This window comes from Streptomyces mobaraensis NBRC 13819 = DSM 40847 (assembly GCF_017916255.1).
GTDB lineage: Bacteria > Actinomycetota > Actinomycetes > Streptomycetales > Streptomycetaceae > Streptomyces > Streptomyces mobaraensis.
Genome location: NZ_CP072827.1, coordinates 6,538,374 through 6,561,153, shown reverse-complemented (window position 1 = coordinate 6,561,153; position 22,780 = coordinate 6,538,374). Strand labels below are relative to the sequence as shown.

The window sequence follows — 22,780 nt, the reverse complement described above, 5'->3', positions numbered from 1 at the left end:
GGGTCCCGGCCGGCCATGCGGGCGGGGCGGGGAAGCGGTGGTGAGGGCACGAATACCAGACCCCCGGGCCGCGGACGCGGACCCGGAGCGCCCGCGTGTCCGGTCGCGCGGACGGCGTGTCGGGTCCGGCGTCCGCGGATCCGAGGCGGCCCGGACGCCGGCCCGCCGCGCCCGCCACGCCCGTCCTAGCCCCGCCCGTGCTCCGGTCCGCGAAGGGCCGCCCTTGGGAAGCCGGGCGGCCGCCGTGGAAAAGGGCGGGTGCCCGGGAAAAGGGCGGGTGCCCGGGAAAAGGGCGGGCACATTCGCCGCAGGGAACGCAGACTGCGCTCATGCTGATCGTCGATATCGTCCTGGAGACCGCGGACACCACCGGTTTCACCCTCTGGCCGGTGGCCGGCCTGCCGCCGTACCGGCCGCTCGCCCTGTCCGGCCGGATGACGCCGGACGAGGTCGGCAGCGCCATGGCGGCCCTGGCCCGGCACACCGTCGGCGCGTCCGACGACGACCCGCCCGCGCCGGACGCCGCCGCACTCGTCCGCCGGATGCTCGCGGAGGAGGAGATCTCCGTCGACGGCGGCCTGCGCTTCCGTCACACCGGCCTCGACGTCACCGTGAACCCCGGCTGCTGCTGCGGTCTGCGGGACTGGCGCGACTGGTCCAGCCTGGTGACGGACGGAGAGGTGCCCTGGCTGGGCCACGATCCGACGCCGCGCGTCGAACTCGCCGAAGCGACCGTGCGACTCTGGCCGGACGGCGGCTTCGCGGCCGAGCCGCCTCCCACCCGACCCGTCGGGATACCGGTCGCGGACCTCCCCGGCATCCTGCGGTCCGTACAGGACGACCTGCGGGGCTTCCTCGGCCTCGTCGAGCGCTGGGCAGCCCGCCGCGTTCCGGACCAGGCTCGGGAGTTGACGGACCGGCTGGACGCGGACCTGGCCGTCACCGCACCGCTGCCGGGACGGCACACCGGGGGTCTGGCCCAGGTCGTGTGACCTGGTCACAGAGCGTCAGGCCGGAAGGACGCGGAGACGGCCGGCCGGCCCACGCCCCGCCGGATGGGGCAGACGGTTTCCCGCCGCACCGGCGGCAGTCGTCGCGCCATGGGGTTCGTTTGGGCACCGAGCCGCGTCCACCGTGGCCATGGCGGACGACCATCCGCTGGACTCGGCGTCCGGGTGCGTGCGGCGCCGAGGGTCGATGCGGGAGCAGCCGGCTTCCAGAGACAGGCACCGGCCTGCCCCTCCTGGTGGGGACGCGAGCGCTTCGGTGATCCTGTTTCAGGAGGAGGGCCGGCGAGTCACATGATCCATGGTCACCTCACCCATGGCATTCCAGCGCTTTCTCGACATCTCCCGGCCGCGTTCGTCGAAAATGACCAACTCCGACAGCCGGCCGTTGGCGTGCCAGTACCGCCACTCACCCACCGCGGCACCCATGACGGTCACGCCGTCGGCCCGCTTGGTCCCGTCCGGCCACCACTCCTGCTGCCGTCCGTGCTCGATGCCCGAGGAGTAGGTGCCGAGCAGCACGGTGCGCCCGTTGTCCGCGAGGTCCTCGACTTCGCCGGTGAAGAGTTCTCCTTCGTAGCAGGTGCGCCCGTACTCGTCCAAGTAGGTCTGATCGCCGTTGACGCGTACCGCCCGCACTGAGGTCGGCGTCGCTCTGGGCGGTTTCGCCGGCGGCTCGGCACCACCGCGAGCCTCGGTGGCCCTGAGCCTTGAGTCGCGCTCGGCGGTGCGCTGCCGGCTGGCTTCGAACTTGCGCTGGAGCTCTGCTTGCCAGCGGCGGGCGTTGCTGCCGTCCAGTTGTCCGGCGAAGGCGGCACGGGCGGCGTCGACGAGTTCGGGAGGGGCCCCCGGGCCGTACTTGGCGATCTCCCACAGCGCGTCGTCCGTTTCCATGTCGAGCCCGGTGTGGTTCCGCAACCCCTGGCCGCTCAGCACCTCTTTCAGCACGGTGGCGAAAACCCTCGTCAACTGGTCGTCGGTCGGCCGATCACGGCGCATGGATCCACCCCTCTCCGGAGCGAACGAACCGCCCCATCCCTCCATGATGCCCGGCGCGCTCCGGCGGGTTCCCGCCGCCGGGCAACCGCAGCGCAGCGCCTGACGGTTCACCAGCCGGTGGTCTGGTCCAGCCATGCGACTGTCTTGCCGACTTCGTACGCCAGGTGCTCTTCAGACTCGTGGTCGAGGATCGCACGAGCCAGCGGCTCCAGACCCAGGGTGCGCACCCAGATCCGGATCCGACGCATCTGCTCCCGGTCGGCGCCGGCCCGCCTCGGATCCCACTGCTGCCCGAACAGCCATGCCGTGTCGAGCGCGGGGTCGAAGAGCTGGGCCCGGTCCCAGCCCAGCACACCGACCAGCCGCCGCCGCCCGTCCCACAGCAGGTTGTCGGCGTCGAGCTTGCCGTGCACCAGGCGGGGCTCCGGCACGGGGAGGCCCTGCGCCTGGCCGATGCGCCGACGTGCTTCGCGGCGCCTGGTCCACGGCAGCCGCGGAATCACCTCACCGAGCATCAGTTCGCCCCAGCCGTGGCCGCCCACGCCTTCGTGCGGAACACCCAGCACGTCCTGGAGTGGGCCGCAGTCCACCTCACTCAGTACGCCGAGCAGCTCTGAGAACCGCTCCGGCCTGAAACTCAGCAGCCTGCCGCGCTCGTGCCCGTACGGACGGGGTGTCGGCCACCCGTACACCCAGCTCAGGGCCACGCCGGTGCGTCCTTGGACCGTCACCACCTCGGACAGCGGCCCGGGTATTTTGAACGGCAGGTCCAGCCGTGCCAGCCGGCGCAGCAACTCGGCCTGGCGCGGCAGCACCGCGGCGGCGGAGGGTGTACGCGCCACGCGCACCGCGGCGGTCCCGGGCAGCAGCAGTACGTCGTGCGAGGGGTGACGCAGGACACGCGCCCCGTGCCACCGCTGCCCCGGTAGCGCCGCCTCCGCGATGGCCAGCAGTCCCTCGTCCACATCCTCGCCCCGTCCGGTCACACCGGCAGGCTATTACCTGGCGTCAACGGCCTGATCCCGGCTCCGACCCGGATTCGTGTGACCGGCGACCCTGCCTGCGCCCAGCCGGGGCGGGCGGCCGCGGGCACCGGCCGGATGCCGAGGGGTCCGTCACCCGTCCGCGAACGTGTTGCGGCGGTCGCGCGTGTGGAAGCGGAAGGCGAGGGCCGCCACGAGGAGGGCGCCCGCGAACCACAGGGGGCCGAGGAGGAGGTAGGGCAGCGGGATCGCGTCGCGGAAGCCGGCGGTCGTGGCGACCTGCATGGCGCCGAACGACGGGAGGTAGCGGATGACGTCGTCGTCGGCGACCGGATTGGCGAGCGGGCTCTGCAGACCGGCGTCGATGATGCTGGTCATGATGATCAGCAGCATGCCGGCCAGTTCGCTGCGGAGCAGGGCGCCGAGCATCACGCCCAGCCCGCCGTAGGTCAGCGCCCCGCAGGCCAGGGCCAGCGCGAGCAGCCAGGGCCGCCGGGGCGACCAGTACAGGCACACCGACAGCGTCGCGTAGGCGCAGGTCACGGCGGCGACCACGACGAGCGCGGCGAACTTGGCGGCGATGAGGTGGCGGCGCGGGTAACCGGCCATCGCCAGCCGCCGGTCGAAGCCGGCCGCCCTGAACGTCACCGAGAACATCATGAAGCCGACGATGAGCGTGACCGCGTTGAGGGCGCCCGTGATGTTGCCGAGGTCGTTGCCGTGCGCGGTGACCGTCCCGTGCGTGGCGCGCAGCATGAAGCGCACCTCGTGGCTGTCGACCACCGCGTGCCCGAGGGAGATCCACAGCGGGACGAACACGACGACGAGGACGAGGGCGAGCCGGTTGCGGACGTGTTCGAGCAGGGCGAAACGGGCCGCGGTGGAGAAGTACGTCCAGGCGGTGGGCCGCATCGTCACCCCTCCGCCGCCGGTCCGGCTCCGGACCCGGACCGCCCGCCGGGGGCCAGCCGGCCGTTCTCCAGCCGCCAGAGCCGGTCGAAGCGGGCGGTGTCGTAGGCGATGTGCGAGACGACGAGGAACGACCGCCCGGCGGCGCGGAGTTCGCCGGCCAGCTCCCAGAACCGCTGGTACGACTCCCAGTCGAAGCCCTGGTACGGCTCGTCGAGGAGGAGCAGCGGCGGGTCGTGCAGCAGGGCGAGGACGAGGTTGAGCTTCTGCCGGGTGCCGCCGCTGAGGGCGCCGACGCGGTGGTGGCGGTAGGCGGTGAACCGCAGCGCGTCCAGCAGTTCGTCCGCGCGGCGCGCGTCGGGGAGGCGGTAGGCGACGTGGAACAACTCCAGGTGCTGGTCCACGGTGAACGCCGGGTTGAGGACCGTCTCCTGCGGGCAGTAGCCGACGGGCCCGGGGCACTCGACCGTCCCCCGGTCCGGCCTGGTCTGCCCGGCGAGGACGCGGAGCAGCGTGGTCTTGCCCGAGCCGTTCTCGCCGACGACCCCGGCCAGGCAACCGGCCGGCAGGTCGAGGTCGATGCCGCGCAGGACGGGGTGACGGCCGTACGCCTTGCGCACGCCGCGGACGCGCAGCACGGCGGGGGCGGGGGCGTCAGGCACGGTCGCCCCGGGGGCCGGGCGGCGGGGGCGGCGGGTCCGGCTGGGGCACGCGGTCTCCTCGGCCGGGCGGCGGAGCGACGACAAGGGGCCCGCCCATCCTTACCGGCCGCCGCTCCCCGGCGGTGCCCCACGGTCCGGAGTCCGCCGGGAATCGCCCGATGGGCGGTGCGTCAGCCCATCCGGCGGGCGGCCTCCACCGCCCAGTAGGTGAGGACGACATCGGCCCCGGCCCGGCGGACGGCGGTGAGGGTCTCGGCGACGGCCCGCTCCCGGTCGATCCAGCCGCGGGCCGCCGCGGCCTCCACCATCGCGTACTCGCCGGACACCTGGTACGCGGCCACCGGGACCCGCGCGTGGTCGGCGACGGTCCGCAGGACGTCGAGGTAGCACAGGGCGGGCTTCACCATGACCAGGTCGGCGCCCTCCGCCTCGTCCAGCGCGAGCTCGCGCAGCGCCTCGGTGCGGTTGCGCGGGTCCATCTGGTACGTGGCGCGGTCGCCGCGCAGGTCGCATTCGACCGCGTCGCGGAAGGGGCCGTAGAAGGCGGACGCGTACTTGGCGGTGTAGGCGAGGATCGCCGTCTCCTCGTGCCCCGCCCGGTCCAACGCGGCACGGGTGGCGGCCACTTGCCCGTCCATCATGCCGCTCAGGCCGACGCAGTGGGCGCCCGCCTCGGCGTGCAGCACGGCCATGGCGGCGTACCGCTCCACGGTGGCGTCGTTGTCCACCCGGCCGTCGGGCGCGAGGACGCCGCAGTGGCCGTGGTCGGTGAACTCGTCGAGGCAGACGTCGCTCATCACCACCGCCGCGTCCCCGACCTCGTCGGCCACCTCGCGCAGCGCCCGCGGCAGGATCCCGTCGGCGTCGAGCGCCGCCGAACCGACGGCGTCCTTGCGCTCGGGCACGGCGAACACCATCAGCCCGCCCACCCCGGCGTCCACCGCCTCGCGCGCCGCCTTGCGCAGCGACGGGAGGGTGTGCTGCAGCACGCCGGGCATGGTGGTGATGGGGGTGGGCTCGGCGATCCCCTCCTTGACGAAGAGGGGGAGGACGAGGTGGCCGGGGTGCCGGTCCGTTCCGGCGACGAGGTCGCGTAGGGCGGGGGTGCGGCGGAGGCGGCGGGGGCGGTGCGTCGGTCGGTCGGTCATCGGTCCTCCTGGTTGTGGTGGGGGTGCCCCGGTCCCGCCCTTTCACCGTTTCCCGGGGCGGGCCCCGGACCCCCTGAAACCGCGCTCCGCGCGGTTGTCCTCAAGCGCCGGACGGGCTGAGTGGTGCGCCCGGGCGCGGTGTTTCAGCCCGTTGGAGGTGCCCCCTCTGGGGGAGTTTGAGGACGAGCGGCGAAGCCGCGAAAGGGGGGTCTGGGGCGCAGCCCCCAGGAAACGGTGAAAGGGCGGGACCGGGGCACCCTCAGTGCTCCTTGCGCAACGCCCGCGCGAGCTCCCGCCCCGCCGCCGCGGCGGCAACCGGATCGAGCGGGACCTCGGCCCGGCGGAAGGTGCGCCGGCACCCGTCCGTCGCGGTGATGACGGCGCACAGGTCGAGAGCCCGGCCCACCGACCGAGCATGCGCCCCCACCGGAGCACTGCACCCCGCCTCCAACTCGGCCAGCACAGCCCGCTCCGCGTCGACCGCCGCCCGCGTCACCACGTGGTCCAGCGACCCGAGCAACCGCACGAGCGCCGCGTCGTCGGCCCGGCACTCGACGGCGAGAGCCCCCTGCGCGGGAGCGGGCACCAGCCGGTCCGGAGCGAATAGTTCCGCCGCCTCCCCGAGCCGCCCGAGCCGCGCCAGCCCCGCCGCGGCGAGGACCACCGCGTCGAGCCGGCCGTCGCGGACCCGGCCCAGCCGGGTGTCCACGTTGCCGCGCAGCGGCACCACCACGAGTCCCGGGCGCAGCGCGGCGAGCTGGCCGGCGCGGCGGGGCGAGCCGGTGCCGATCCGGGCGCCGGCGGGCAGCCGGTCCAGGGGGCGTCCGTCGGCGGTGACGAGGGCGTCGCGAGGGTCCTCGCGGACGGGGACGGCGGCGACCACGACGTCCGACGGCCCGGCGGTCGGCAGGTCCTTGTAGGAGTGGACGGCGAAATCGACGGCGCCGGCGCGCAGGGCGGCGCGTACCGCCTGCACGAAGACGCCGGTGCCGCCCATGGCGGTCAGGGGCGCGCTGTTGGTGTCGCCCTCGGTGGTGACGCCGACGGTCTCCACCCGGACGCCGGTGGCCCGTTCGAGGGCGCGGGCGAAGGCGGACGACTGGGCCAGGGCGAGGGCGCTGCGCCGGGTGCCCATGCGGAGCGTGGCGCGCCCGACGGCGGCGCCGCGGAACCTCATCCCGTACGTGGCCGGGGTCCCCGGTGTCATGGCGTCTCCCTTCCGGCCGGGCCCGTCGCGGGACCGGGCGGCGCGGGCTGGTCCGGTCCGCCGAACAGGTCGTGCACGACGGCCACGTAGGCGTGTCCGTCCGGCTGCGCGGCCATCTCCCGGACGCGGACGGTCGGCCGGTGGACGATCTTCTCGGCGATGCGGCGGGCGGTGCGCGCGACTTCGCCGCGTACGTGGTCGGCGAGGGCCGGGGTGCGCCCGAGCAGCCGGTCGACCTCGGCTTCGGCGATGGACAGCACGTTGTTGCGCATGGCGACGATGAGCGGGGTCACGGTGGCCAGGTGGCGTCCGGTCAGGAACGCGGCCGTCTCCTCGGCGACGATGCGCCGCGCCTCGTCCACCGGCACCCGTGCCGACGCCTCCTTCAGCCGGGCTTCCAGGCCGGCCAGGTCGACCAGCCGGACGCCGGGCTGCCGGGCGGCGGCCGGTTCCACGTTGCGCGGCAGCGAGAGGTCGACGAGGACGAGCGGGTGCCCGGGCCCGCCGGCGCGGGCGGCGGCGACCAGCTCCGCGGTGATCACCGGCGTACCGGCGCCCGTCGCCGCGACGACGAGGCCGGCGCGCGCGAGGAGCGCGGGCAGTCGGTCCAGTCCGGCGGCCCGGACCCCGTACCGCCCGGCGAGCCGTTCGGCGGCTTCCCGGCCGCGGTTGACGACGACGATCCCACCGGCGGTGGCGTCGGCTCGCGCGGGTCGCGCCGCCGCTGCCCCGCCCCCGTCCGCGCCCCGCCGCAGCGCGGCCACGGTCAGGGAGCCGAGGGCTCCGGCGCCGACGATCACCGTCGGGTGGGCGGAGAGCGGGCCGAGGAGGTCCGTCGCCGCGTCGAGGGCCACGCCGACCAGGTCGGCGGCGGCGTGGGCGACGCCCGTGGTGGTCTCGACGCGTTTGCCGGTGCGCAGGGCGTGCTGGAAGAGGTCGTGGAGGACCGCTCCCGCCGTGCCGTGGTCGGTGGCGAGGCGGTAGGCGGCGCGGACCTGGCCGCGGATCTGGGGTTCGCCGAGTGCCATCGAGTCGAGGCCGCTGACGACGTGGAAGAGGTGGGCGACGGCGTCGGGGCCCCGGTGGGTGTAGAGCAGGGGGCGGACGTCGGCGGCGGGGGCGCCGGTGGTCTCGGCGAGGGCGCGGACGGCCTCGTCGGCGGCGCGGTCGGGGCGGTCGGACTCGAGGTAGATCTCGACGCGGTTGCAGGTGGCGAGGACGACGGCCTCGGCGGGGGCCGGGGAGCGGGCCAGCAGGCCCAGCAGGGCCGCCGCCTGGGAGCGCGTCAGCGCGAGACGTTCCAGTACCGGGTGCGCGGCGGTGTGGTGGCTCAGTCCGGTGACGAGGACGGTCATCGCGCCGCTCCGACCGTGCCGGCGGCCAGCCAGTCGCGGGGCCGCAGGAAGTCGGCGAGCCGCTCCTCCTCGCTGCCGGGTTCCGGCCTGAGGTCGAAGCCCCAGGAGGCCGTCGGCGGCAGGGACATGAGGATGGCCTCGGTGTTGCCCCTGCTCTCCAGGCCGAACCGGGTGCCGCGGTCGTGCAGGAGGTTGAACTCCACGTACCGGCCCCGGCGCAGGAGCTGCCAGCGCCGCTCGCGTTCGCCGTACGGGGTGCGGGCGCGCCGGCGGACTATCGGTAAGTAGGCGGGGGCGAGGGCGTCCAGGCCACGGGCGACGAGGCGGAAGGCGCGGTCCCAGCCGTCGGGGCCGTCGGGGCGCAGGTGGTCGAAGAAGATGCCGCCGACGCCGCGGGTCTCCTGCCGGTGGGGCAGGTAGAAGTAGGCGTCGCAGCGCTCCTTGGCCCGGGCGTAGAAGTCGGGGTCGTAGGTGTCGCAGCAGTCCTTCAGGGTGCGGTGCAGGTGCCGGGCGTCCTCCTCGAAGCCGTAGGAGGGCGTCATGTCGGCGCCGCCGCCGAACCACCAGACGTCGTGGGCCGCGCCGTCCGAACCCACTTCGAAGTAGCGGAAGTTGGCGTGGAAGGCGGGCACCCACGGGTTGCGCGGGTGGAGGACGGTGGACAGGCCGGTGGCGAAGAAGCCGGCGTCGGGGTCGATGTCGTGGCGGTCGGTGATGGCGTCGGGGACCCGGTCGCCGTGGACGGCCGACACGTTGACGCCGGCCCGTTCGAAGACGGCACCGCCTTCCAGGACGCGGGCCCAGCCGCCTCCGCCGCCGGGCCGCTCCCAGTCGTGGGCGGTGAACCGGCGGCGGCCGTCACCCTCGCCGCCCTCGCCGTCGCACTCCTCCAGGGCCCGTATCAGCGCGGCCTGCGCGTCGAGCATCAGCGCCAGCGCCTGGTCCCGTCGGGTCGTCATGCGGGCACCCCCTTTCCGTCGTCGCCGGCCGGTCCGGCCCCGTCGGCCTCCGCGTGCCGGTCGAACCCGTGCACGGTCTCGATGAGGCGCTGGACGTGCCCGACGGGCGTGTCCGGGCGGATGCCATGGCCGAGGTTGAAGATGTGCGGGCCGCCCAGGCCCTCCCGGAGCACGGCCCGCGCGCGCTCGGCCAGGGCCTCGGGGCGGTGGACGAGGACGGCCGGGTCGAGGTTGCCCTGGAGGGTCCGGCCGGGCAGCGCCCGGCGGGCGGCGGACAGCGGGGTCCGCCAGTCGACGCCGACGACCTCGGCGGGCAGGTCCGCGAAGAGGCCGAGCAGGTGGTGGGCGCCGACCGCGAAGTGGACGCGCGGCACCGCCGGGTCGTCCAGGGCGGCCAGCACCCGCCGGGTGTACGGGAGCCCGAACTCCGCGTAGACGGCGGGTTCGTGGGACCCGGCCCAGCTGTCGAAGAGCTGTACGGCCTGGACCCCGGCGGCGATCTGCGTGCGCAGGTAGTCAATGGTGACGTCGGTGAGCCGGTCCAGCAGCAGCCGGGCGGCCTCGGGTTGGGCGTGCAGCCACACCCGGAAGCCGGCGTGGCCGTCGGCGGCCCCGCCCGCGTCCACCAGATAGGTGGCGAGGGTGAGCGGCGCGCCGGCGAAACCGATCAGCGGCACGTGGCAGCGCTCGCGCACGGCGCGGACGGCGTCGGCGACGAAGGGTGCCGTGCCCTCGGGCCCCGGCACCCGCAGCCGCCGTACGTCGGCGAGGGTGCGCACCGGCCGGGTGACCACCGGGCCGGGGGCGAATTCGATCTCCACTCCCATGTCGGCGAGCGGCGTCATGATGTCGCTGAAAAGGATCGCCGCGTCGAGGGAAAACCGCCGCAGGGGCAGCATGGTGATCTCGGCCGCGACCTCGGGATCGCGGCACATCTCCCAGAAGCCGTAGCGCTCTTTGAGTGCGTTGTATTCGGGCAGGTATCGGCCTGCTTGCCGCATGATCCATATGGGCGCCCGCCGGGTGTCCTTACCCGCGGCGGCGTCGAGGAAAATACTCATCCCGGAAGCTCAGCCCCCGTTATTCAGAGTTCCCAATTCATGCCTCGGCCAGTCTGTTAGGGGCCTTGTTTGAGTGTCAAGGGCGAGTCTAGGATCGCCCCTTGATTGGGGGTGGACGAAATATGGAACATGAGAATCCGAGCCCTACCGGCGTCGTCCTGATGAACCTGGGCGGACCTCGTACGCTGCGCGAGGTCGGCCCTTTTCTGCACTCCCTGTTCAGCGACCGGGAGATCATCCGGCTCCCCGCGCAGTCCGCTCTGGGCCCGCTGATCGCCCGGTTGCGCACCCCTCGGCTGGAGAAGGTCTACGCCGGCATCGGCGGCGGCTCCCCGCTGTACGACTGGACGGTCCGTCAGGGTGAGGGGCTGGTCAAGCGGCTCGACGTACTCAGCCCGCAGACCGCGCCGCACCGCTTCTACCTGGCCTTCCGCTACACCGAGCCGAGCAGCGCGCAGGCGCTGCGCCGGATGGCGGCGGACGGGGTGCGGCGCGTCGTGGCGTTCCCGCAGTACCCGCAGTACTCCTGCTCGACCACCGGTTCCAGTCTGCACGAGCTGTGGGCGTCGGCCCGGCGGCTGCGGCTGGACACCGCCTTCCGGTGGAGCGTCGTCGACCGCTGGTCGACGCATCCGGCGTATGTGCAGGCCATGGCGGCGAAGGTGCGCGAGGGACTGGCGGAATTCCCGGAATCCGAGCGGGACGACGTCGTGGTGCTGTTCAGCGCGCACTCCCTTCCACAGCGCGTGATCAACAGAGGGGACCCTTATCTTCAGGAAGTGGCGGGAACCGTTCGCGATGTGATGCGGGAGCTCGGCGACCGCCAGGAGCACGTGCTGTGCTTTCAGGCCGACGTCGGGCCGGTGACATGGCAGGGGCCGAACACGGAATCCGTCATTCGGTCCCTCGGAAAACAGGGGCGGCGCAATATCCTGATAGTGGGAATCATTTTCACCACTGACCATCTGGATACGCTGTCGGAAATTGACGTCGAGTTCGCGGAGGCCGCCGAGGAGGCCGGTGTCGCACGGTTCCGGCGGGCGCCGGCGCCCAATGACGACCCGCTCTTCCTGGACGCCATGGCGCAGGTGGTCGCCGACCATCTGGCCGCAGGAATCCCCTGCGGACCGCAGTTCGGGCTGCGCTGCGCGGGGTGCGCGGATCCGACGTGCCGGGAGATCCTCAATCCGGTCGGGCCCGGTCCGGCCGCACTCGGTCCGACCGGGCCCGATCCGGCCGGGAACGGGCGGGCTTCCGCGCCCGGCGCGGCGCCGTGACCGGGGCACGCCCGCGCGTCGCCGTCGTCGGCGCCGGGATCACCGGGCTGACCGCCGCCGTCGAGGTGCTGTCCGCGCTCCCCGGCGCGGAGGTGACGGTCCTGGAGGCGGAGCCCGTCGCCGGCGGGAAGATCGCCCGCCACCGCGCCGACGGCTACACCGTCGATCTGGGCCCCAACGGCTTCCTCGACAACGGCGCCGACACCCGCGCCCTGGCCGACGCGCTGGGGCTCGGCCCCCGGCTGCGGCCGGCCGCGGACGCCGCCCGGGAGCGGTTCCTGCTGCGCGGCGGCCGGCTGCTGCCGCTGCCGCTCGGCGCCGCCTCGTTCGCCGCCAGCCCGCTGCTGGGCCCCGCGGCGAAGGCCCGCGTCCTGGCCGAGCCGCTGGTCCGCCCAGCGGCCGGGGAGGAGACCGTGCACGCCTTCCTCGCCCGGCGGTTCGGCTCGCGGGCCGCCGCCCTGCTGGCGGCGCCGCTGGTGCACGGCGTCACCTCCGGCGACCCCTGGACGACCAGTCTGGACGCGGCCTTCCCGCGGATCAGGGCGCTCGAACGCGACCGCGGCGGCCTGCTGCTGGCCGCCCTGCGCGGCCGGCTGCTCCGCGCCGCGGGCCGCGCGGGACCGCCCCCGCGGCTGACCGGCTTCGCCGACGGCGGCATGCGGGTGCTGGTGGACGCCCTGACGCGGCGGCTCGGCGAACGGCTGCTGACGGGACGCCCGGTGACCGCCCTGCGGCCCGCCCCCGGGCCGGACGGCGGCTGGCTGGTGGAGACGGCGGGGCACGAGCCGGTCCGCGCCGACCACGTCGTCGTCACCGTGCCCGCCCCCGCCGCCGCGCGGCTGCTGGCGCCGCGACTTCCCGGCCCCGCACGGACCTTGGCGGGGGTGCGGTACGCGCCGGTGCGCGTGGTGTCCGTCGGCTACCGGCGGCGCGACCTGGCCGTCCTGCCGCGCGGCTTCGGCTATCTGACGGTGCCGCCGGAGCCCACGAGGATCCTCGGCGTCGTCCACGCGTCCGTCGTCTTCCCCGACTGCGCGCCGCCCGACGGCGTCCTGCTGCGCGCCTTCGCGGGCGGCGCCGAGGACCCGGGGTTCGCGGAGCTGGACGCGGACGAGGCGGTGGCCGCGGTGCACCGCGACGTCACCGCGCTGTTCGGCCCGGCGGCGGGGCCGGAGTTCCGGCACGACCACGTCTGGCCCGAGGCGATCCCGCAGTACACGCCGGGGCACGGCGCGCGGGTGCGCGCGCTGCTGGACGCCGTCGCCGGTGTGCCCGGACTGCATCTGGCGGGCGCCGCGTACCACGGCGTCGCGGTCAACGAGTGCGTCCGCGACGCCCGGCGGGCGGCGTCGGAGGTGCTGACCGCGCTGCGCGCGGCGGTCCCGGCACCGCTTTCCCGGGGCGGAGCCCCCGGCCCGCGGGACGACACCCCGCACCACACCCCCCGACCCCTCCCCCGACACGAGGAGAAGCAGCGTGACCGACACGACCCGGACCCCCTCCGCACCGACGGCACCGACCGGTCCGGCCGCCGGGAGCGGTGACGGCGCCGACAAGCGGGCGCAGACGCGCCGGATGCTCGGCGACCGCCTGCGCCGCTACCTCGAACTGGAGGCGGAGCGCGGACCGGAGGAGGCGCGGGAGGTGCTGCTCGACGGGTATCCCGAGCGCCAGGCGGCCCGGATGGGGCCGCTGATCACGGGGTGTTCGCTCGCCGAGGGGTTCGGCAAAGCCCTCCCCCGGTTCGCGGCCATGGGCTTCCTGGAGGAGGCGATCGACGTCTCGACGGACGACGAGGACGTGGTCATGGAGGTGTGCCGGACCTGCATGTGCCTGACCGCGGCCGAGGACATCGGGCTGAGCGAGCCGCGGCCCGTCCTCTGCGAGCTCGACTTCGAGGCGACCCGGCGGGCCTTCCCCGAGATGTCGGCCGAGAGCCTGCGCCGGCAGACGGACGGGCACCACGTCTGCGTCTTCCGCTACGCGCGCCCCCGCCCGGCCGCCTCGGACGGGCCGTCCTGACACAGCCCGTTCTCGACGAGCAGCAGCAGGTCGGCGGCGAGCGTCGCGACCGGCACGTCGCCCCTGAGCACCTGGCCGCGGGCGGCCGAGAGCAGGTGCATCAGGAGTTCGGCGTGCCGGTCGGGGCTGACGCGCTCGTCGAAGACGCCCTCCGCCCGGCCGCTCTCCAGCACCTCGGAGAGGAGGGCGCGCAGCCGGTCGGTGTGGGCGGCCATCCGCTCCCGTCTGGTCGGGCTGATGCCGAGGGCCTGCAACTGCAGGGCCCCGGACCGGCGTTCGGGGCGCGCGAAGTACTCCAGGTGGGCCGTGAGGAACGCCTCCAGCCGGGCCCGGGGGCCGTGGACGCCGTCCAGCCGCTCGCGCAGCCGCCCGTAGAAGCTGTCGACCTCGTCGCTGACCACCGACAGCAGGACGTGCTCGACGTCCTTGAAGTAGTTGTAGGCGGTGGCCCGGGAGACGCCGGCCCGTTCCGCGATCTTCGACATGGTGGTGCCGGCCAGGCCCTGCTCGGCCGCGATCTGCACCGCGGCCTCCCCGATGGCGGCGCGCAGTTGTTCCTTGTGCAGGGCGACCATCCGGTTCCATCCGGAACCGGAACGGCCGGCCGCCGCATCGGGTCGTTCGGTGTCCACTCACCCTCCTTGACAAGGTGTCTAAGCCTTGGCGCTTGGTCTACTATCTGGCGGGACTGTTGAGGCCCCGAGCCGAGGCCCCAGATTAGACCCCGAATGCGGTGATGCAGTGCGTAGCGAAGCGAAGGCCGGGCGTCAGCGGAGCGGGCCCGACCGGAAGACCGCGCCTTCGGCGCCACCCGCCTCCGGCGCCCGGCCGCGCCTGCTCCTCTGGCTGGTGGTGGTCGCCTGGCTGCTGCTCGCCGGCCTGCTCAGCCCGTTCCAGGGCAAGCTGCAGAGCGTCACGAGCAACAACGCCGCCGCCTTCCTGCCCGACTCGGCGCCGTCCGCCGAGGTGTCCCGGTTCCTCAAGGACCGCTTCCCCGACGGCGACACCCGCCCGGCCCTGGTCGTCCAGCGCCGCCCCGGCGGGCTGACCCCCGCCGACCGGGACGCGGTCGTCGCCGAGGCCACGCGGCTGCGTACCGTACCCGGCACCCAGGCGCCCGTCGCCCCCTTCACCGCCGGCGGCCGGCCCGTCCCCGGGCTGGTCTCGGCGGACGGCTCGGTGGCCGTGACGGTCGTCCCGGTCACCGCGACCGGCGGCAAGAAGGTCCGCGAGACGGTCGACGCGCTGCGCGACGCCCTCCACCCGCCGTCGGGCGTGACCACCGACGTCACCGGCCCGGCCGGGATCAGCGCCGACGCCATCGCCGTCTTCAGCGACGTCGACTTCCGGCTGCTGGCGGCGACCGCCGTCCTGGTCCTCGTCCTCCTGCTGATCGTCTATCGTTCCCCGCTGCTGGCGTTCGTGCCGCTCGTCGTCGTGAGCTTCGCCTACGTCCTGGCCGCCGGAATCGTCTACGCGTTGGCCGCGCACGCCGGGCTGCTCGTCAACAGCCAGGCCACGTCGCTGATGCTGATCCTGATGTTCGGCGCCGGCACCGACTACTGCCTGCTGATGACGGCCCGTTACCAGGAGGAGCTGGCCGCGGACCCGTCCGCCGCCTGGCCCGCCCTGCGCCGCGCCGTGCGGCGGGTGTGGCCCACCGTCTTCTTCAGCGGGCTGACGGTGATGGCCTCGCTGTCCGCCCTCTTCGCCGCCGACCTCGGCTCCACCCGGGTGCTGGGCCCGGTCGGCATCATCGGGACCGCGAGCGTGCTGCTCTCCACGTTCACGCTGATGCCCGCGCTGCTGGCGCTGATCGGCCCGCGCGCCCTGCTGCGCCGCGTCCGCGCGCGGCAGGGGGCGGCCGGTCCCGGTGCGATCGGCCGCGCCTGGGAGCGCACGGCGCGGGCGGTGTTCCGCCGGCCGTGGTGGGCGACGGCCGCGACGCTGCTGTTCTTCGCCGCGGGCGCGACCGGGCTGACCCGGTCCGTGGACGACATGAGCCTGCTGCACGCCTTCCGCGAACCGACGTCGTCCGCCGCCGGCTACCGCACCCTCTCCGACGCCTTCCCCGCCGGAACCGCCGCGCCCCTGACGGTCGTCGTGGAACGCGCCGACGGCCCGCTGTCCGACGCTGACCTCGCCGGGGCCGCCGCCCGGGTGCGCTCGGTGCCGGACATCGCCTCGGTCGCGCCCCAGCGCGTCCGGTCGGAGGACGGCCGGGCGGGCCGGCTCCAGGCCGTCCTCGACACCGACCCGTACGACGCGAAGGGGCTCGACCGGGTGGCCGACGTCCGGCACGCGCTGTCCTCCGGACTCCCGTCCGGGGTACGGGCGGTGGTGGGCGGCGACCCGGCCGTGCAGCTCGACACCAAGCACGCCGCCGACCGCGACCTGCGGATCCTGGTGCCGCTGGTCCTGGCCATCATCATGCTGGTGCTGGTGGCGCTGCTGCGGGCGGTGGTGGCACCGCTGTACCTCATCGCCACGGTCGTCGTGTCGTTCTTCGGGGCGCTCGGGATCTCGATGTTCGTCTTCCGGGACCTGCTGGGGCAGCACGGCGTCAACCCCGTGATGCCGACGTTCGCGTTCCTCTTCCTGGTCGCGCTGGGCGTCGACTACAACATCTTCCTCATGGCACGGGTCCGCGAGGACGCCCGCGCCCACGACACCCGCACCGCCGTGCGCACCGCCCTGCTCAGCACCGGATCGGTGATCACCAGTGCGAGCCTGGTGCTTGCGGGCACCTTCTCGATCCTGATGATCCTGCCGCTGGTGATGCTCTTCCAGCTCGGCTTCACGGTGGCGCTGGGCGTGCTGCTCGACACCGTCCTGGTGCGGGTGGTCCTGGTGCCGGCGGTCACGTACCTGCTGGGCGAGAAGGCGTGGTGGCCCGCGCGGCGCACGGCGCCGGCCGCGGCGGCGGTCCCCGATCCGGCCGACTGACAAAGGGAGTTGACCCGGCATGACCGATACCGCGGGCGCGGCGGGCGCCGGTGTGCGGCGCCCCGCCGTGCCGCGCGCCGCCTGGAACCGGCTCGCCGTCTACACCGCCACCGCCGCGCTGCTCCAGGCCGACGGGACGATCGTCGCCGTCGCCCTGCCGTCGGTCGGCTCGGCGTTCGACGTCTCGGCGGGGACCGCCGCGTGGCTGATGACCACGTACTTCGCGGTGTACGCCGTGGGGTTGTTCCCCGGCGGGCGGCTGGTGGACCGGTTCGGCCCCGGGGCGGTGGCCCTGGCCGGGCTGGCGGTGTTCTGCGCGGGCACCCTGACGGGCGCGCTCGCGGGCTCGTTCGGGGTGCTCGTCGCTTCCCGGGTGCTCCAGGGCGCGGGCGCCGGGCTGGCCAGCCCGGCGGCGCTGGCCGGGGCGGTGTCCGGCTTCCCGGCGGAGCGGCGGGGCACCGCGCTGGGCATCTGGGGGGCGGCCTCGGGGCTGTCGAACCTGGTGGGGCCGCTGCTGGGCGGGGTGCTCACGGAGGTATGGGGGTGGCGCGCCAACTGGTGGGCGCTGCTTCCGCTGGGGCTGGCGCCGGCGGTGTGCGTCCTGCGCTGGGCACGGTCCCCGGCGGAGGGCGCACACCGCCGCCGCCCGGCGCCGGTGCCCGGCGAACGGCCCCCGATGGGCGCGGTCCGCGGCGCGTCCGCCGTGGCCGCCCTCACCTTCGCGGTGATGATCGGCTCGTTCTACCTCGTCGAGCAGTACCTCCAGCACGCGGCGGGCTACGGCATCCTGCGGGCGGCGCTCGCCCCGATGGTGGTGGCCCTGTGCATCGGCGCGGCGGGCCCGGTGGCCGGCCGGCTCACCGATCGCTACGGCGAACGGGTCCCGGCGACCGCCGGCTTCCTCGCCTGCGCGGCGGCCTGCGCCGCGTACGCCGTGCCCGGCACCGCGCCGCACGGCCTCTGGCTGCTGCCCGGCGGCGTCCTCCTCGGCGCGGGGTTGGGCCTGCTGTTCCCCTCGACGTCCCGCGCGGCCCTCAACTCCGTCCCCCGGCGCCTGCACGGCCGCGCCTCCTCCCAGCTCTCCTTCGGCCGCCTGGCCGGCGCGGCCTGCGGCACGGCCCTGGCGGGCCTGGCCTTCCACGACGGCGTCACCACCGGCCACCTGCGCCTCGCCCTCGCGGGCGGCGCGATACTGGCGGGAGCGGGGGCGGCACTGGCCGCACGGTGGTTCCGGCACACACCGGCGGGCGGCGGGAAGGACTGAGCGCGGGGGCCACCTGCCCGGGCGCCGGGAGGCTCCCGACGTCCCGCCACCGCTCACCCGTCCAGCAGCGCCCGCTCCCAGTCCGCCGCGCGCCGTTCCGTGTACTCCGCGTCGGCGCGCCAGACGTCGCCGTGCCCCTCGGACCACATCCGGGCCCAGGGCTGTTCGCCGCGGGCGGCGCGGGTGCGGAGGAAGTCGTGCATCGCCTGGGCGCGGCGGGCCAGGAGGGGGACCAGGCGGCGGCGTTCCGGCTCGTCCAGGCCGTAGGCGTCGACGAGGACGCGCAGGCGGCGGGCGGCGTCGGCGTCGGTGCGCCGGAGGCCGGGCCGGTCGGTGAGCGGGACGAAGCCGTGCGCGGCGTAGGCGAGGTCCCAGAGGCGGGTGCCGGGGGCGGCGGTGTCCCAGTCGATGAAGGCCCAGGGGCCGTCGCCGTCGGTCACCAGGTTCCAGGGGGCCAGGTCGTGGTGGGCGATGATCTCGGTGCCGTCGGCCGGGACGAGCGTCCGCCAGCGGGCGTCCGGCGGCGGGGTGAAGTCCCGGACCGCGTCGTGGAACGCGCGGATGGTCCGGCCCACCCGGGCCAGCCGCTCCTCGGGGTCGAGGAGGGCGAACCGGTCGGGCCAGACGACGTCGCCCGGCGCGTACGTCAGGACCTCGCGGCCCCGGTCGTCGATGCCGAGGGGACGCGGCGCGGCGGTGAAGCCCGCCGCGTGCAGATGGGTGAGGAGGGCGTGGACGGCGGGGGTCCAGGGGCCGGCGGGACGGCGGACGGTGTCGCCGACGCGGACGACGCCCCCGCTGACGTTCCCGCCGGCCAGCGGCAGCTCGTCGTGACTGGTCATGAGGGCGAGTCTCCGCCACCGGCCGACCGCCCCCGCCACCGGGGCCCGCCGTCGGCGCGAGGTTTCGGCACCGCACCGCCGGGTTACCCGTCCGGTCTGAGCACACCGGCCCCAGACGAGGAGGGAGTCTCCGTCGATGGCCCCCGTGACCCGGTACGGCTACTTCCTGTCCTGCGAGGAGCACTCCCCCGCGGACCTCGTCGAGCAGGCCCGGATGGCCGAGGACGCCGGGTTCACCTCGCTGTGGATCTCCGACCACTTCCATCCGTGGACCGGCGAGCAGGGGCACAGCCCGTTCGTCTGGTCGGTGATCGGGGCGCTGGCCAAGGCGGTCTCCCTGCCGGTCGAGACCGCCGTCACCTGTCCGACCGTGCGGATGCACCCGGTCGTCACCGCGCAGGCGGCGGCGACCAGCGCCGTCCTGCTGGGACCCGGCCGGTTCCGGCTGGGCGTGGGCAGCGGCGAGGCGCTCAACGAGCACGTGCTGGGCGGTCCGTGGCCGCGGGCGGCGGTCCGGCTGGAGATGCTGGAGGAGGCCGTCCGGGTGATGCGGCTGCTCTTCGAGGGCGGCCAGGTCAGCCACGCCGGGCGGCACTACACCGTGGAGAACGCCCGGCTGTACACCCTTCCGGACGAACCGGTGCCGATCGACGTCTCGGCCTTCGGCCCGGCGGCCACGGAGGTGGCGGGCCGGTGTGGCGACGGGCTGATCACCATGAGCCCGGACGCGGACGCGGTCGACCGCTTCCGGCGGGCCGGCGGCGCGGGCCGGCCGGTGCACGGCGGCGTCAAGGTGTGCTGGGGGCCGGACCGGGACGAGGCGCTGCGCACCGCGCACCGGCTGTGGGCGGTGGAGCAGTTGCCCGGCGAGCTGAACCAGGTGCTGCCGACGCCGGCCCACTTCGAGCAGGCGGCCCAGCTCGTCACCCCCGACCGGGTGGCCCAGGCGGTGACCTGCGGGAACGACCCCGAGGAGCACGCGGCGGCGCTGCGGGCGTACGCGGACGCCGGCTTCGACCGGGTCCACGTCAACCAGATCGGCCCCGACCAGCGGGGCTTCTTCGACTTCTACCGGACCGAGGTACTGCCCCGGCTCGCCGACACGGCGGGCTGAGCGGACACTCAGCGGAAAGGAACACAGTGGCTGAGAAGGTCTCCGACCACATCCTGGCCCGGCTGCGCGAGTGGGGCGTGGAGCGGGTCTTCGGCTATCCCGGCGACGGGATCAACGGGCTGCTCGCGGCCTGGGAGCGGGCGGGCGACCAGCCGCGCTTCATCCAGGCGCGGCACGAGGAGATGGCGGCCTTCGAGGCCGTCGGATACGCGAAGTTCAGCGGGCGGCTGGGGGTCTGCGTCGCCACGTCCGGCCCCGGCGCCATCCACCTGCTCAACGGCCTCTACGACGCGAAGCTCGACCACGTCCCGGTGCTGGCGATCGTCGGCCAGACGGCGCGGACGGCGATGGGCGGCGCGTACCAGCAGGAGGTGGACCTGCACACCCTGCTCAAGGACGTGGCCTCGGACTTCGTGGAGACCGTCACCGTCCCGGAGCAGCTGCCCAACGTCCTGGACCGGGCGGCGCGCACGGCGCTGGGGCGGCGGGCGCCGACGGCGGTGATCGTGCACGCCGACGTCCAGGAGCTCCCGTACAGCGCGCCGGGGCACGCGTTCAAGATGGTGCCGTCCAGCCTCGACCACAGCGACTGGCAGGCGGCACCGTCGGACGAGGCCCTGGAGCGGGCCGCGGAGGTCCTCAACTCGGGCCACCGGACGGCGATGCTGGTCGGGCAGGGCGCCGCCGGGGCCCGGGCCGAGGTGGAGCAGGTCGCGGACCTGCTGGGGGCCGGGGTCGCCAAGGCCCTGCTGGGCCTGGACGTGCTCGGCGACGACCTGCCGTACGTGACGGGCTCGATCGGCCTGCTGGGCACCCGCCCGTCGTACGAGCTGATGCGCGACTGCGACACGCTGCTGACGATCGGCTCCAACTTCCCCTATTCGCAGTTCCTCCCGGAGTTCGGCTCCGCGCGGGCCGTGCAGATCGAGCTGGACCCGCACATGGCCGGGCTGCGCTACCCGTACGAGGTCAACCTCATCGGCGACGCGCGCGCCACCCTCCAGCGCCTGATCCCCCTGCTGCGGCGCTCCACCGACCGCGACTGGCAGCGGAAGGTGGAGCAGAACGTGGCCCGCTGGAAGAAGGTGGTGGAGGCCCGGGCGGCGGTGAGCGCCGATCCCGTCAACCCGGAGTACGTGGCGCGGGCGCTGTCCCCGCTGCTGCCGTCGGACGCGATCGTCACCTGCGACTCGGGTTCGGTCGCCAACTGGTACGCGCGGCACGTGAGCATGCGCCCGCCGATGCGCGGTTCGCTCTCCGGCACCCTGGCCACCATGGGCAGCGGTGTGCCGTACGCGATCGGCGCCAAGTTCGCCCACCCCGAGCGGCCGGTGGTGGCGCTGGTGGGCGACGGGGCGATGCAGATGAACGGGCTGGCCGAGCTGATCACCATCGCCAAGTACCGGGCGGAGTGGGAGGATCCGCGGCTGGTGGTGGGGGTGTGGAACAACCAGGACCTCAACCAGGTCACCTGGGAGATGCGGGCGATGAGCGGGTCGCCGCAGTTCCTGCCGTCCCAGCAGCTGCCGGACGTGCCGTACGCGGACTTCGCCCGGTCGATCGGGCTGACGGGCGTCAAGGTGGAGAAGCCGGAGGACGTGGAGCCGGCGTGGCGCGAGGCGCTGGCAGCGCAGGGGCCCGCGGTGGTGGAGTTCGTGACCGACCCGGCGGTGCCGCCGATCCCGCCGCACGCGGACTGGGACCAGATCGAGGCCACGGCCAAATCCATCCTCAAGGGGGACACGGACCGGGCGGGCATGGTGCGGCAGGGCATCAAGGCGAAGGTCCAGGAGTTCCTGCCGCACCGGCACAAGAAGGAGTCCTGACGGGCGATGGGCGGTGACGGCAAGCCCGGCGGACGGATCGAGGGGCTGGACGTCGCGGCGTTCACGGTTCCGGCCGACTCCCCCGAGGCCGACGGGACCCTCGCCTGGGACGCCACCACGGTCGTGGTCGTCGAGGCGCACTGCGACGGGGTGACCGGCACCGGCTGGACATACGCCCCCGCGGAGGCGGGCGCGGCCGTCACCGGGCTGCTGGCCGACCTCGTCGTGGGGCGCGGCGCCCTGGACGTCGCCGGGGCCAACGAGGCGATGGTCCGGGCCGTGCGCAACGCGGGCCGGCAAGGGCTGCTGGGGTGCGCGGTGTCGGCGGTGGACATCGCGCTGTGGGACCTCAAGGCCCGGCTGCTGGGCCTGCCGCTGGTCCGGCTGATCGGCGCGGTCGTGGAGGACGTGCCGGTGTACGGGTCGGGCGGCTTCACCACGTACCACGACACGCATCTGGCGATGCAGCTCGACGGCTGGGTGCGGGGGCACGGGATCGGCCGCGTCAAGATCAAGATCGGTGAGTCGTGGGGCCGGGAGGTGCACCGCGACCTCGAACGGGTGCGGCACGCGCGGGAGACCATCGGCCCGGAGGCCGCCCTGTACGTGGACGCCAACGGCGCCTACGGCCGCAAGCAGGCGGTCCGCGTCGGCGCGGCGCTGGCCGAGCTGGGCGTGGCCTGGTTCGAGGAGCCGGTGTCCTCCGACGACCTGGAGGGGCTGGCGGTCGTCCGCGACCAGTGCCGCTGCGACGTCGCCGCGGGCGAGTACGGGTACGACCCGGCCTACTTCGGCCGGCTGGCCCGGGTGGTCGACTGCCTCCAGGCGGACGCCACCCGCTGCGGCGGGCTGACCGGCTGGCTGCGGGCGGCGGCGGTCGCCCAGGCGCACGGCCTGGAGATCTCCGGGCACTGCGCGCCCCACGCGCACGCCCATGTGGCGGCGTGTGTGCCGAACCTGCGGCACCTTGAGTGGTTCCACGACCATGTGCGGATCGAGTCGACGCTGTTCTCGGGTGCCCTCGACCCGACCGGCGGAACGATTCGGCCCGCGGCCGACGGCGCCCCCGGGCACGGGATGGCCTTCCGCCGGGCGGAGGCGAGCCCTTACCGCGTCCTGTGACGGCCGGCCTCTTCCTTCTTGTCCGTCCCAGTCGTTCTCAGTCGTTCTCAGTCGTTCTCAGTCGTGCGAGGAAGGAC

Annotated in this window: 19 protein-coding genes and 1 pseudogene; 9 read left to right on the top strand and 11 right to left on the bottom strand. The window is 74.6% G+C overall.

The features are described from left to right. Positions 1-329: 329 nt before the first annotated feature. Positions 330-992, top strand: a complete 663-nt coding sequence (locus J7W19_RS28240) for a hypothetical protein (RefSeq protein WP_004950515.1) — start codon at positions 330-332, stop codon at positions 990-992. A gap of 285 nt (positions 993-1,277) precedes the next feature. Here the strand turns inward: J7W19_RS28240 and J7W19_RS28235 are convergent, their stop codons facing one another. The 9 genes and pseudogenes from J7W19_RS28235 to hemE all read right to left on the bottom strand — a co-directional run bounded on the left by J7W19_RS28235 (position 1,278) and on the right by hemE (position 10,290). After that, positions 1,278-2,006 carry a toxin-antitoxin system YwqK family antitoxin gene (locus J7W19_RS28235; RefSeq protein WP_004950517.1) on the bottom strand — a complete coding sequence of 243 codons (729 nt, stop codon included), beginning with the start codon at positions 2,004-2,006 and terminating at the stop codon, positions 1,278-1,280. Between the two features lie 107 nt (positions 2,007-2,113). After that, positions 2,114-2,992: a phosphotransferase gene (locus tag J7W19_RS28230; RefSeq protein WP_004950520.1), complete on the bottom strand. Its 879-nt coding sequence runs from the start codon at positions 2,990-2,992 to the stop codon at positions 2,114-2,116. Positions 2,993-3,121: 129 nt separating this feature from the next. Beyond that, positions 3,122-3,901, bottom strand: a complete 780-nt coding sequence (locus J7W19_RS28225) for an ABC transporter permease (RefSeq protein WP_004950523.1) — start codon at positions 3,899-3,901, stop codon at positions 3,122-3,124. 2 nt (positions 3,902-3,903) lie between these two features. Further along, positions 3,904-4,452: pseudogene (locus J7W19_RS28220) on the bottom strand (ATP-binding cassette domain-containing protein); the annotation flags it as partial. A gap of 278 nt (positions 4,453-4,730) precedes the next feature. After that, a complete protein-coding gene (gene hemB / locus J7W19_RS28215) occupies positions 4,731-5,708 on the bottom strand; it encodes a porphobilinogen synthase (RefSeq protein ID WP_004950529.1) in 978 nt (325 codons plus the stop codon). Positions 5,709-5,967: 259 nt separating this feature from the next. Beyond that, positions 5,968-6,915, bottom strand: a complete 948-nt coding sequence (gene hemC, locus J7W19_RS28210) for a hydroxymethylbilane synthase (protein WP_004950532.1) — start codon at positions 6,913-6,915, stop codon at positions 5,968-5,970. Next, positions 6,912-8,270: a glutamyl-tRNA reductase gene (gene hemA / locus J7W19_RS28205; protein WP_004950537.1), complete on the bottom strand. Its 1,359-nt coding sequence runs from the start codon at positions 8,268-8,270 to the stop codon at positions 6,912-6,914. The genes hemC and hemA overlap by 4 nt, the downstream gene beginning before the upstream one ends. After that, positions 8,267-9,229 carry an oxygen-dependent coproporphyrinogen oxidase gene (hemF, locus tag J7W19_RS28200; RefSeq protein WP_004950539.1) on the bottom strand — a complete coding sequence of 321 codons (963 nt, stop codon included), beginning with the start codon at positions 9,227-9,229 and terminating at the stop codon, positions 8,267-8,269. The genes hemA and hemF overlap by 4 nt, the downstream gene beginning before the upstream one ends. Then, positions 9,226-10,290 carry a uroporphyrinogen decarboxylase gene (hemE, locus tag J7W19_RS28195; protein ID WP_051072697.1) on the bottom strand — a complete coding sequence of 355 codons (1,065 nt, stop codon included), beginning with the start codon at positions 10,288-10,290 and terminating at the stop codon, positions 9,226-9,228. Before hemE ends, hemF begins: the two co-directional genes overlap by 4 nt. A gap of 122 nt (positions 10,291-10,412) precedes the next feature. On the opposite strand from hemE, the gene hemH reads away from it, so the two are divergent. The 3 genes from hemH to J7W19_RS28180 are packed head-to-tail and all read left to right on the top strand — an operon-like array spanning position 10,413 to position 13,589. Beyond that, positions 10,413-11,567, top strand: coding sequence for a ferrochelatase (hemH, locus tag J7W19_RS28190; protein WP_004950544.1), 1,155 nt, complete (start codon positions 10,413-10,415; stop codon positions 11,565-11,567). Beyond that, the gene (gene hemG, locus J7W19_RS28185) at positions 11,564-13,111 is read left to right on the top strand and encodes a protoporphyrinogen oxidase (RefSeq protein WP_040891499.1); all 1,548 of its coding nucleotides are present in this window, start codon (positions 11,564-11,566) and stop codon (positions 13,109-13,111) included. The genes hemH and hemG overlap by 4 nt, the downstream gene beginning before the upstream one ends. Next, positions 13,044-13,589 (top strand): L-2-amino-thiazoline-4-carboxylic acid hydrolase, encoded by a 546-nt coding sequence (locus tag J7W19_RS28180; RefSeq protein ID WP_004950550.1) that lies wholly within the window; start codon positions 13,044-13,046, stop codon positions 13,587-13,589. Before hemG ends, J7W19_RS28180 begins: the two co-directional genes overlap by 68 nt. On the opposite strand, the gene J7W19_RS28175 is transcribed toward J7W19_RS28180, so the two are convergent. Then, positions 13,547-14,221: a TetR/AcrR family transcriptional regulator gene (locus J7W19_RS28175; RefSeq protein ID WP_004950551.1), complete on the bottom strand. Its 675-nt coding sequence runs from the start codon at positions 14,219-14,221 to the stop codon at positions 13,547-13,549. The two genes, J7W19_RS28180 and J7W19_RS28175, sit on opposite strands and share 43 nt — an antisense overlap. 109 nt (positions 14,222-14,330) lie before the next feature. Here J7W19_RS28175 and J7W19_RS28170 point away from each other — a divergent pair, with 109 nt between their 5' ends. After that, positions 14,331-16,535 carry an MMPL family transporter gene (locus tag J7W19_RS28170; protein WP_004950553.1) on the top strand — a complete coding sequence of 735 codons (2,205 nt, stop codon included), beginning with the start codon at positions 14,331-14,333 and terminating at the stop codon, positions 16,533-16,535. A gap of 19 nt (positions 16,536-16,554) precedes the next feature. Beyond that, positions 16,555-17,799 carry an MFS transporter gene (locus J7W19_RS28165; protein ID WP_210455393.1) on the top strand — a complete coding sequence of 415 codons (1,245 nt, stop codon included), beginning with the start codon at positions 16,555-16,557 and terminating at the stop codon, positions 17,797-17,799. A gap of 53 nt (positions 17,800-17,852) precedes the next feature. On the opposite strand, the gene J7W19_RS28160 is transcribed toward J7W19_RS28165, so the two are convergent. After that, entirely contained in the window at positions 17,853-18,641 is a 789-nt protein-coding gene (locus tag J7W19_RS28160) for a phosphotransferase enzyme family protein (protein ID WP_004953972.1), read from the bottom strand. A gap of 145 nt (positions 18,642-18,786) precedes the next feature. Between J7W19_RS28160 and J7W19_RS28155 the strand changes: the two genes are divergently transcribed. The 3 genes from J7W19_RS28155 to J7W19_RS28145 are packed head-to-tail and all read left to right on the top strand — an operon-like array spanning position 18,787 to position 22,703. Further along, on the top strand, positions 18,787-19,755 hold the full coding sequence (locus J7W19_RS28155; protein ID WP_040892420.1) for a TIGR03557 family F420-dependent LLM class oxidoreductase: 969 nt from the start codon (positions 18,787-18,789) through the stop codon (positions 19,753-19,755). A 26-nt stretch (positions 19,756-19,781) separates the two neighbouring features. Further along, positions 19,782-21,581 carry a thiamine pyrophosphate-requiring protein gene (locus J7W19_RS28150; RefSeq protein ID WP_004953979.1) on the top strand — a complete coding sequence of 600 codons (1,800 nt, stop codon included), beginning with the start codon at positions 19,782-19,784 and terminating at the stop codon, positions 21,579-21,581. A 6-nt stretch (positions 21,582-21,587) separates the two neighbouring features. Next, positions 21,588-22,703, top strand: a complete 1,116-nt coding sequence (locus tag J7W19_RS28145; protein WP_004953983.1) for an enolase C-terminal domain-like protein — start codon at positions 21,588-21,590, stop codon at positions 22,701-22,703. Positions 22,704-22,780: the final 77 nt, after the last annotated feature.